Origin of the sequence: Streptomyces sp. NPDC097981 (genome assembly GCF_040302565.1) — a bacterium.
Lineage (GTDB): Bacteria > Actinomycetota > Actinomycetes > Streptomycetales > Streptomycetaceae > Streptomyces.
In genome coordinates, this window is sequence record NZ_JBEORW010000107.1 from 1 (window position 1) to 8,789 (window position 8,789).

Annotated in this window: 12 protein-coding genes; 11 read left to right on the plus strand and 1 reads right to left on the minus strand. The window is 66.0% G+C overall.

Features of this window, described 5'->3' with window-relative positions; translation table 11 throughout:
* Positions 1 to 98: 98 nt before the first annotated feature.
* On the minus strand, positions 99 to 230 hold the full coding sequence (locus ABTY04_RS39555; RefSeq protein ID WP_352218276.1) for a hypothetical protein: 132 nt from the start codon (positions 228 to 230) through the stop codon (positions 99 to 101).
* Positions 231 to 451: 221 nt separating this feature from the next.
* Here ABTY04_RS39555 and ABTY04_RS39560 point away from each other — a divergent pair, with 221 nt between their 5' ends.
* From ABTY04_RS39560 to ABTY04_RS39610, 11 genes are all read left to right on the plus strand, one after another.
* A complete protein-coding gene (locus tag ABTY04_RS39560; RefSeq protein WP_352218277.1) occupies positions 452 to 1,123 on the plus strand; it encodes a hypothetical protein in 672 nt (223 codons plus the stop codon).
* Positions 1,124 to 1,474: 351 nt separating this feature from the next.
* Positions 1,475 to 1,777, plus strand: a complete 303-nt coding sequence (locus ABTY04_RS39565) for a hypothetical protein (protein WP_352218278.1) — start codon at positions 1,475 to 1,477, stop codon at positions 1,775 to 1,777.
* Positions 1,774 to 2,172 carry a DUF5958 family protein gene (locus ABTY04_RS39570; RefSeq protein ID WP_352218279.1) on the plus strand — a complete coding sequence of 133 codons (399 nt, stop codon included), beginning with the start codon at positions 1,774 to 1,776 and terminating at the stop codon, positions 2,170 to 2,172. Before ABTY04_RS39565 ends, ABTY04_RS39570 begins: the two co-directional genes overlap by 4 nt.
* Positions 2,173 to 2,606: 434 nt before the next feature.
* The gene (locus tag ABTY04_RS39575) at positions 2,607 to 3,365 is read left to right on the plus strand and encodes a MerR family transcriptional regulator (protein WP_352218280.1); all 759 of its coding nucleotides are present in this window, start codon (positions 2,607 to 2,609) and stop codon (positions 3,363 to 3,365) included.
* Between the two features lie 427 nt (positions 3,366 to 3,792).
* Positions 3,793 to 4,551 carry a GntR family transcriptional regulator gene (locus tag ABTY04_RS39580; RefSeq protein ID WP_352218281.1) on the plus strand — a complete coding sequence of 253 codons (759 nt, stop codon included), beginning with the start codon at positions 3,793 to 3,795 and terminating at the stop codon, positions 4,549 to 4,551.
* A 49-nt stretch (positions 4,552 to 4,600) separates the two neighbouring features.
* A complete protein-coding gene (locus ABTY04_RS39585) occupies positions 4,601 to 5,860 on the plus strand; it encodes an MFS transporter (RefSeq protein ID WP_352218282.1) in 1,260 nt (419 codons plus the stop codon).
* A gap of 222 nt (positions 5,861 to 6,082) precedes the next feature.
* A complete protein-coding gene (locus ABTY04_RS39590; protein ID WP_158104026.1) occupies positions 6,083 to 6,391 on the plus strand; it encodes a transposase in 309 nt (102 codons plus the stop codon).
* On the plus strand, positions 6,388 to 6,600 hold the full coding sequence (locus ABTY04_RS39595; RefSeq protein ID WP_352218283.1) for a hypothetical protein: 213 nt from the start codon (positions 6,388 to 6,390) through the stop codon (positions 6,598 to 6,600). The genes ABTY04_RS39590 and ABTY04_RS39595 overlap by 4 nt, the downstream gene beginning before the upstream one ends.
* A 142-nt stretch (positions 6,601 to 6,742) precedes the next feature.
* Positions 6,743 to 8,113, plus strand: coding sequence for an IS4 family transposase (locus ABTY04_RS39600; protein WP_352218284.1), 1,371 nt, complete (start codon positions 6,743 to 6,745; stop codon positions 8,111 to 8,113).
* Positions 8,110 to 8,358 (plus strand): IS3 family transposase, encoded by a 249-nt coding sequence (locus ABTY04_RS41400; RefSeq protein ID WP_502996823.1) that lies wholly within the window; start codon positions 8,110 to 8,112, stop codon positions 8,356 to 8,358. The genes ABTY04_RS39600 and ABTY04_RS41400 overlap by 4 nt, the downstream gene beginning before the upstream one ends.
* Complete coding sequence (locus tag ABTY04_RS39610) at positions 8,301 to 8,690, plus strand: DDE-type integrase/transposase/recombinase (protein WP_352218285.1); 390 nt, start codon at positions 8,301 to 8,303, stop codon at positions 8,688 to 8,690. The genes ABTY04_RS41400 and ABTY04_RS39610 overlap by 58 nt, the downstream gene beginning before the upstream one ends.
* Positions 8,691 to 8,789: the final 99 nt, after the last annotated feature.

An 8,789-nucleotide genomic window follows, 5' to 3' on the forward strand; every position in this document is an offset into this window, starting at 1 on the left:
GAACGGGGCTATCCAGGACGGCTCAGACGCCGTAATCACACTAGCCACACCAAGATCATCTCACCCGTGACCAGCAGTTACGGGACAACCCTTAGTGTTCAGCAGGGTCGTCGGTCGATTTGAGGCGATGCCTGGTTGTTCCTGGTGGCCTCGGTGATCAGGTCGGCCAGCGGGTGATTCTGCGGGGTCTTGTCCATCCAGCCCTGCAGGAAGGGGAATGACGTACTCACGTGAAGTCCTTGAGGGTTGGCCGGGCGGGGAATGCGGTCACGCCCGCAGCACGGTCAGCGTACGCGCGGTGGGGAACGGCTCCACGGGGGTTCTGTGAGCTCCCGCCAGAGCCCTTCCGTCCGCGGGACGACGGCCGGTTTCACCGTCATGCGCAGTTGCCTGAGGCGCCTGGTCGGTATTGGGTTGGAGTTCGACCGGCCGCGCACGGCAGAGTGGCGTCATGACTGAGCTGTGGGCACACACCCTGACCTGGGCGGAAGTGGATCCGCTGCGGCATCCGTTCGAGCTGGACGAGGATGCGGCGAAGACGTTGACTGCTCTTGTCGTGCCCCTGCTGCCCAACCCCGAAGCTGCTGACGAGCACCGTCGACGCTCGCTGGACCCTGTCACCGAGTTCCTGGTGGACCGGTACGGCCGGTGGGCCTGCGGGTGGAATTGGTCAATGGGTGAGGGTGACATCGACGGTGGGATCGTCGGCGTGTGGTGCTGCACTTCGCATTCCGTGACGACGGCGGAAGCGACCGCCCCGCTGGTCGTCGCGGCGATGCGTGAATGGCGTGACTGGTTGGAGGATCTGGCGGAGCGCTTTGCGGCCCTCGCGCCGCCGTCGCACTCAGCGGGGTCCGTGGTGGATCCCTGGCATTGGGAACGGGCGTGCACGCGGTTGGTCACCGTGGTGGCCGACCGGACTCAGGCCGAGAGCGGCTGGTACGGGCACTGCATGCAGGTCCTCGAATGGTTCCTCGCCTACAACGGCATCGACGAGGAGCGCGCCCGGGAGATAGTCGAGAGCGCGGTCGGCGGCCGGTTCGGCAGTTGGATCGTGCCGGACGCCACGGTGGTCGAGGCGGTGAGTTCCCGCTTCGCCCGGACCGTGGGCGGGCACCGATGACCTCCGGGCCCGGCCACCAGAGGGATGCTCTCGCCGACTGGCTGCGCATCCGTACAGGGATCGCCTGGCCGCACTGGAGCGGCGAGCGCCCCATCTCAGGAGCATCAGCTCGTGACGGCTTCCGGGACTTCTTCACGGCAACGCGCGGCGGCCGCGACCCCCAGGGAACCGCGCAAGTCCTGACCGCTCTCGACCTGGCCCTCGCAGACGCGGAGCAGGGCAGGCCGCTGACCTTCTCCCGTATGGCGAACTGGCAGCGGACCGTGCTGCGCCGCGACTCTGTCGGCTTCCGTACCGTGCCGGCCTTCGCAAAGGGCGGACGGGAGCGCTACGGCCTCACGCCGGACACACGTGAGCAGTTCGAGGGCTGTCTGTCCGAGAGCGTTCAGCCGAATCTGCCCCTCCCCTCACGCGCCGCCCCGAACCTACCTCGACGTCCTCTTCTTTCATCCGTTCGAGGACGGCAACGCCCGCGCGGCCATGCTGGCGATGGCCTTCGTCCTGGCCCGCGAAGGTGTCCCGCTCGACCAGGTGCACCCGCTACAGAACACCCGCTGGGCTGACGACGTAGAGGGCGCGGCCGATCTTGCGGTGCTGCTCGGCATTCTGATCTCCGCGGCGGAGCGCCGCCTGTCCAGCGGGAGGCAGTCATGACCGAGCGCGACGTGATACTCAACGAGCTCGCCCAAGGTCTGCGCCCGATGTCACAGGGCACCGAATGGTTCGACGGGCTGGGTCCGGAGGAGCAGTCAGAGACGTTGTTGTTTCTGCGCCATCACTGGGTCCAGGCGCGTGCCGTGACCGAAGACGGCCCAGAGAGCATCCGCCGTGCCGGACTGCGCTCGACGCATACACCTGCGGTGCTCATCACACGTGGTCGGATCGACCTTCACCTCGGGAAGATCGCCGGGCTCGCGCCTCTCGACGAACGCCGCAATGCGTTCCGGCTGCTGATCGCGGTACTCGCGATCGCCGACGGACGGCGCCGTGATCGCTTCTGTTCTGGCGGGTGCGGGCACTGGTGGCACAGGCTGTCCGCCGCTGGCTGATCGCATTGGTCGTACCACGTCAACGACGCTCATTCTGGGAAGCAACGACTTGTTTCTCGGCAAGCTCTTACGAAGCGATCTTGGTTCGCTCATCCCAATGAATGGCCGTGTCGTCGCGGGGCACTGGGCGGCCAATCAGCCAAAGCCACACCTACGGCATGAGGGCGTAGCCACACCCAGGCCCCCGGGTTTCCCGATCGTACGAAGGACCGGAATCAACCCGCCAACAAGGCAAGGAGCACTATGGATGGCGGATGAGCACTGGATCTGTCGGGCTGTGCATTGAAGTTGGCCGGTAGGGAGCCGCCGCCCCCAGTGCACGGGGGGCGAGTCGTGCTTCGTGAGGGCTTGTGGTTGCCGCTGCGGCAGCTTCTACGGTCGTGACCAGGGCCGGAGAGACCGGCCCGGTGAGGTGATCGTGAGGGGTGAGGGTGATGGACTGGCCGATCGCGGAGGTGGCCCGGATGTCGGGCGTGACCGCCCGGACCCTAAGGCACTACGACGAGATCGGCCTGCTGCCGCCCGCCAGGACCGGGGCCAATGGCCACCGCTACTACGGCGAGCGTCAGCTGCTGCTCCTGCAGCAGATCCTAGTCCTGCGTGCCCTGGACCTGGGGCTGGAGGACATCGGCCGGATCCTGGCCGAGCAGGTCGACGAGGTGGAAGCCCTGCGCGGTCACCACCGGCGCCTCCTCGCCGAACGGGACCGGCTCGAGGCCCTGGCCGCCACCGTCTCCCGCACGATCGCCGAACTGGAGCAGTCCAGGAAGGACGGCACCTCCATGACCATCAACCGCCCCGAAAACCTCTTCGACGGCGTCCAGCCCGACCAGTACCAGGACAGCCTGCGCGACTTCCCCGAGCACGCCGAACAGGTCGCCCACCGCGTCGCCGCCATGAGCCCGCAGGACGTCGAGGCCGGACAGCGCGAGCGCACCGCACAGATGATCCGCCTGGCCGAACTCATGACCACGGGCCACCCGGCCGACGCTGAACCGGTGCAGACCGAGATCGACGCCCAGTACCAGGCCCTGGCGGCCCTGCGCCCGGCCACGGCTGAGGAGTACCTGGAGATCGGTCGGTCCTGCGTCGACAACCCCGCGTGGCACGCCGCCTACGAGGCGATCGCACCTGGCCTGGCGGCGTTCCAGCGCGACGCCATCGAGGCCTACGTCACCGACCGCCTCGCCTGAACGGTGAGCGGGGCCGCCCTGGCACGCGGGGGCGGCCCCGAACGGCACCGAGTTGAGCATCGAAGTTGTCCATCGCCGCCAGATGCGGCACTCAGTCACAGGTGGCGCCGTAACGGTTCGTTACATCACCATCCGCCCGTGCACGACTACCAGGAGTTCTCGGTTTCCTCCAGCCACGTGCATCCGCTGAGCCAACAGAAGTTGGTCGTCCTGCCGGACTGTTTCCCCCGCACCGGCACGCCGGGTCCACGCCTTGGTGGCCGACAGCCGGTCAGCAGGTCGAGTTGGTCTGCTTGCCGACCACCTCCGTAGGCGCCTGAGCTCAGAGCGTATTTCTACTCCAGCAGCTTTTTCCTGGTGCAGTAACTTGCCAACGCCCGCTGGGAATGCCCAGCTGCCGCAGAACAGGACAACCGGAGGATCATCCATGCCCCGAGAGGCGCCGTACCTCGCAGTGGCCGACGTGCTGCGCGCACGGATTCTCGCGGGAGAGTGGGAGATCGGGGAGCGCCTGCCGTCCCGGGCACGGCTCGCTGTGGAGTACGGGGTCGGACGCAACGTCGTGCAGAGGGCCATGGACCGTTTGATCACCGAGGGTCTCCTCGAAGGCCGCGCCGGCTCGGGCACCTACGTCCGCATGCCTCGAGAGCGCCTGCGGCTGGTCCGCTCGCGGCACCGCGAACGCCGGGAGGGTTCTCTTTCCTGGCAGGACAGGAGGGAGCAGGGCAGGGCCGACGCCTGGGATTCACACAGTCAGGTGCGCGTCGCCGCCCCCGAGCCAATCGCCGAGCGGCTCGCCATCAGCCCCGGGGACCTCTGCGTCTACACGCATTACGAGTTCCTCGCCGACGGGCAACCCGTCCAGCTTTCCGAATCCTGGGAACCGATAGCTATCACGGATGGAACGCCGATTGTGCTGCCCGAGATGGGTCCCCTGGCGGGAAAGGGGGTGGCCGAGCGCATGCGTTCCATTGGCGTGGTCATCTCGACTGTGGTCGAGGTACCGCGCCCAGCCCGTGCCACCCAGGTCCAGGCGAACCTCCTGGGGATCAGCATGGGGGACCTCGTGCTTCAGATCGAGCGGACCATCTTCGACACGGACGGACGTCCGGTGGAAACGGCCGACATGGTCATTCCGGACGTGCGCCGGGAAGTGGTCTACGAATTCGGAGTCGATCGTCCGTAGTCATTGAAGCCATTAGAGAGACATCGCAAATTCGACAGTTGGGTATTCCATGGCAAAATCCTCCCGGCTCGGTCTCTTGCGTAATCGGGACTTCGGACGATTGTTTGCTGCCACTGCGCTCGGTCAGTTGGGTGACCGCATCATCTTTCTGGCCTTGCCTCTGGTTGCCATCGCGGCATTGCATGCCGACGAGTTCCAGGTGGGCTTACTGACCGCGATGACTTCGGCAGGATCGCTCCTGGTCGGTTTGCCGGCAGGCGCGTGGGTGGACCGGATGCGAAAGCGAGCGGTGATGATCAGCACTGATCTCGCTCGCGCGCTGCTCCTCTTGACGGTTCCGGTGGCCTGGTGGGCGGGCCTTCTCACCATCTGGTGGCTCTATGCAGTCGCCATGGTTCATGGAGTGTTGACTGTCTTCTTCGATGTTGCATACGTCAGCTATCTCCCGCACTTGGTGGGACGCAGCAATCTCGTGGAAGGAAACTCAAAACTGTCGGCCATACGCTCGGTGACCAGTATCAGCGGGCCGGCGGTGGCAGGGCCGCTGGTCGGTCTGGTTGGAGCTCCTGCAACGCTTTTGGCGAGTTCGGCCGGGATGGCTATGTCGGGACTGCTCGCGATCACCATCCGCAAACACGAAAAGAAGCCTGAGTCGAGTGATCACCCTAAATTGGCTCGAGAGATCAAGGAGGGGCTGAAGTTCGTCATCAAGTACCCTGCCCTCCGTGCAATCATGCTGGGGGATGCGATATTCAACCTCTTCCTGGTCATGTACCAGACCATGTTGCTGGTATTTTTGGAGCGGGAGATAGGTCTCCAGTCGTTTGGTATCGGCCTCATTTTGTCGGGAATGGGTTGTGGTGCCTTGCTGGGCGCACTGTTGGCAACCAGAGTCTCCAAGCGGGTCGGGCAAGGGCCGGTCATCTGGCTCGCGTCGCTGGTTACCTGTCCGTTGACCGTGCTCATGCCGTTGGCGCGAACGGGTTGGAGCGTGTATGCGGCTGCGATCGGACTCGCGGCTCTGTCGCTGGGTGGAGTCGTCCGCGTGGTGACTCAGTCAAGCTTCCAACAGGCCCTTACGCCGGATCGGCTTCTGGGTCGGATGAGCGCAACATCTCGATTTGTTTCCTGGGGTGGCATTCCTCTCGGTGGACTTTTGGGTGGAGCCTCGGGCTCTGTGTTCGGAGCGGCAGGCACTTTGTGGATTGGTGCAGCCGGTATGACACTGAGTGCCATTCCCAACTTCCTGTCACCGCTTCGAACAATGCGCACGTTGCCCACGGAGAAGGCCCCCGAGTTCGCGCGTTGAGGCGTCGCAGGTGGCTGACAAGCAAGCACGTACGTATGACCTGTAGGGCTCTGGCCGATGCGGTCGTCTCAATCGGCAAGCACGTCGGTGGCTCGGTTCATCGTGGCCCGGTTGACCTCGGCCTCGCGGCAGAGGTTGTTCTTGGTGAGCTTGTGAGGTTCCCCCGAGATGCGGGGAAAGGTGACAGAGGGTCAGATGGGTCTCATGAGAGGAGCCCAGACGATGCCTGCACCGAGGAAATACCCGCTGGAGTTGCGTGAGCGTGCGGTCCGGATGTACCGGACTGCCGAGCCGAAGCCCGTGATCCGCCGCATGGCCGAGGAGCTCGGCGTGCACCACGAGGCCCTGCGCAACTGGATCCGTCAGGCCGAGGCCGATGCCGGTGAACGCGACGACATGCTCACCACCGCCGAGCGGGAGGAGCTTGCCGCTCTGCGGAAGGAGAATGCCCAGCTCAAGCGGGCGAACGAGGTCCTTCGGACAGCCTCGGCTTTTTTCGCGGCCCAGCTCGACCCGACCCGGCCCAGGTGACCGCGCTCCTCGACGAGCACCCGCACCTGGGGGTCGAGCCCGTACTCCGGGAACTTTCCATCCCCTCCTCCACCTACTACCGCTGGCGCCAGGCCGAGACCGAGCCGTGCGAACGGAGCCGCCGGGACGCCGAGCTGACCAGCAGGATCCGCCAGGTCCACGACGAGTCCGGCGGGATCTACGGCTCAATGCCGGGAAGCGTAGCTTGATCATCTCGTGGGTTCGGGCCCTGAACACAGCGAGCTCCTGTAGAACGAGCGATCTACCACGATCGGTTTGTTCAGAACAGGAGCATCGTTGTCCTGGCAGTCTGGCATAGAGGGACCGGCGCGCGCGACGGGGCAGTTGGGGGTGTTGCGCCAGGTTGTGACACGGCGGATGGTCGCCGATGCGCTGGCGGCTGCCGGCCGCGGTGATCGGCGTAGTGACGGGAAGCTCTCTGCGTTGACGTGCGTGTTCTTCGTGTTCGCGTTGACGCTGTTCCCGAGAGACGGCTACCGGTCGGTGCTGTCGAAGCTGGCCGGCGGGACCGTGCGCCTGGCCGCTCGTGGCCAGCAGGTCTCCTCCTCGGCGCTGAGGCAGCGCCGCCTCACTCTGGGCCCGGAGCCGTTCCGGTTGCTGTTCGAACGGATCGCCGGGCCCGTCGGCACGGCCACGATGCCGGGGGTGTTCTGGCGGGGACTTCGGCTGGCTTCGGTGGACGGTACGTATCTCGAGGTCGCCGACACCGCAGTGAATGCGGTGTTCGGCCGGACCCGTAATCAGCGGCGTGTCGCAGCGTTCCCCCAGGTCCACCTGGTCGCATTGATCGAGTGCGGGACCCGGGCACTGCTCGGGGCTGCATTCGACGTCCGCCGGGTGGGCGAACAGGACCTGACACGGCGCTTGCTGGACCGCATGCGCCCGGGGATGCTGGTGCTGGCCGACCGGGGGTTCCCGGGCTGGCTGCTGTGGGTCGACGCCGCGGCCTGCGGGACGCATCTGCTCTGGCGGATCTCGGCGGCCGTGCTGCTGGTGCCCGATGAGATCCTGCCCGACGGCTCCTGGCTCGCGACCCGTCACGCACACAAGAACATCTGGAAAGCCCTGGCGGGCAGGCCCCGCTCGGTGCGGGTCCGTGTGATCGAGATGGCGGTCGTCATCGAGGCCGCCGACGGCTCGCGTCGTCGTGAGCCCTACCGGCTCATCACCACCTTGCTGGACCATGTGGCCTACCCGGCCGACGAGCTCGCCGCCCTGTATCCCCAACGGTGGGAATCTGAGCTCCAATTCCGGGACTTGAAGATCACCCAGCGCGGGCCACGCGCCGTCCTACGATCGAAGACACCGGCGCTGGTCAACCAGGAGATCTGGGCGTACCTCGTCACCCACCAGGCGATCCGCCGCACCATAACGACCACCGCTGCCGACCACGGCCTCGATGCCGACCGGCTCTCCTTCACCATCGCCCTGACCGTCGCCAGAGACACCCTGATCCGCACCACAGCCCGCATCACTACCCACCTCGAAGAGATGACCGCCACGCTGATGGCGAACCTGCACCCGGCTGAAAGGCGCCTGCGTGTCTGCCCCCGGGCAGTGAAGCGGCCCAACGCCATCTACCCATCGAAACCCGTCGGGCCAGACAGCCACAGCAGGAGAATCGTGGAGTACGGGATCGAAATCATCCCAGGCCAACCCACCGCGACCGCCACCCCACACCCGACCGAACCCACGACATGATCAAGCTACGCTTCCCGGCATTGATCTACGGCTCCCCCCGCGTGCACGCCGTCCTCAAACGTGAGGGCGTCCACGTCGGCCGCAAGCGCGTCGAACGGCTCATGCGCCAGGCCGGCCTCGCCGGAATCAGCCCCGCCGGGGCAAGAGCTTCACCCAGCGTGACCCGAACGCGGATCTGGCCCCTGACCTGGTCCAACGCGACTTCACCGCAGACCGGCCGAACCGGCTGTGGGTCACCGACCTGACCATGATCGCGACCGAGAAGGGTCCACTGTGGCTCTCCGCCATCCGCGACGCATTCTCCCGCCGGGTAGTGGCCTGGGAAACCTCCGCCCGCGCCGACGCCGATCTGGTCCTGACCACGCTGGAATACGCCCTGGCCAGCCGCGAAGTCGCGCCCGGTGAGCTCATTCATCATGCGGACCACGGCTGTCAATACACATCCGTGAAGCTCACAACACGCCTGGTCAGGGCCGGGATCCAGGCGTCCATGGGCTCGGTCGGCGACTCGTTCGACTGTCAGTCTTTTCGCACCGGATCCCGCAAGGATCGGGTAGTCCCGGCCGAGGCGGTCTGACTCTTGCTTACGACTGACCCCGTGGGTGTCCTGGCGTTGATCTGTCGACCGCCCGGCCGGGCACGCAGCAAGCGCTGCCGCCGGACGGACGTGACCTGA

Bases quoted from the DNA above. Each gene is read 5' to 3' on its own strand.
- ABTY04_RS39560 (WP_352218277.1), top strand. From the start codon at position 452: ATGACTGAGCTGTGGGCACACACCCTGACCTGGGCGGAAGTGGATCCG.
- ABTY04_RS39570 (WP_352218279.1), top strand. From the start codon at position 1,774: ATGACCGAGCGCGACGTGATACTCAACGAGCTCGCCCAAGGTCTGCGC.
- ABTY04_RS39575 (WP_352218280.1), top strand. From the start codon at position 2,607: ATGGACTGGCCGATCGCGGAGGTGGCCCGGATGTCGGGCGTGACCGCC.
- ABTY04_RS39580 (WP_352218281.1), top strand. From the start codon at position 3,793: ATGCCCCGAGAGGCGCCGTACCTCGCAGTGGCCGACGTGCTGCGCGCA.
- ABTY04_RS39585 (WP_352218282.1), top strand. From the start codon at position 4,601: ATGGCAAAATCCTCCCGGCTCGGTCTCTTGCGTAATCGGGACTTCGGA.
- ABTY04_RS39590 (WP_158104026.1), top strand. From the start codon at position 6,083: ATGCCTGCACCGAGGAAATACCCGCTGGAGTTGCGTGAGCGTGCGGTC.
- ABTY04_RS41400 (WP_502996823.1), top strand. From the start codon at position 8,110: ATGATCAAGCTACGCTTCCCGGCATTGATCTACGGCTCCCCCCGCGTG.